The sequence below is a fragment of the Parafrankia sp. FMc2 genome, assembly GCF_041008525.1.
In the GTDB taxonomy this organism is placed as follows: Bacteria; Actinomycetota; Actinomycetes; order Frankiales; family Frankiaceae; genus Parafrankia.
Map to the genome: position 1 here is coordinate 1 of NZ_JBFLUG010000520.1, position 541 is coordinate 541.

The 541-nt window shown below is 68.0% G+C and carries 1 protein-coding gene; it reads right to left on the reverse strand.

The window, feature by feature from the left end; genetic code table 11:
• Positions 1–149: 149 nt before the first annotated feature.
• Entirely contained in the window at positions 150–365 is a 216-nt protein-coding gene (locus tag AB1460_RS38255; RefSeq protein ID WP_368967503.1) for a hypothetical protein, read from the reverse strand.
• Positions 366–541 lie beyond the last annotated feature (176 nt).

Below are 541 nucleotides of genomic sequence, written 5' to 3' on the forward strand. Positions count from 1 at the left end.
CGGCTTCGTGCTGGCCTGGTCCCGGTGGCGCCGCCGCCACCAGGCACGCGCACAAGCCAGCCACTATCGCCGCCAAGCCGCAGCACTCCAACTCAACTGATCACAAAAGTCGGGCTGGAGTACTAGCACTGACGCCAGGTGCGCCGCGGTCACTCCTCGTCGCCGGCGTCCTTGTCGCGCAGGGGCCGCAGGCCGCCGGGCAGGTCGGGGAGCTGGAAAGGAGCAGCGACCCAGCATGTTGACGTGATGGCGGACGAACGGCGAGAGGCGGGCCCACACCCTCCTCGCGGGACGTCGTATCCGTCCGCCCGCAGCTGGTTCACCGACCAGCAGCGCATGCGGCCCGCCGCGCGGGGACCGAGCACGGCCAAGGCCCTCGGGTCGGCGTGGCCGCGGGCCTGTCCGCAGGACGGGTGGAGTGATCCCGCTTCCGTGGACAGCGAACTTGAGGTTCACTGTCATAGGGAAGGATGGCGATGGGGTCAACACGGCGGAAGTTTACTCAGGAGTACAAGACCGAGGCTGTAAGATTGGTGCTCGA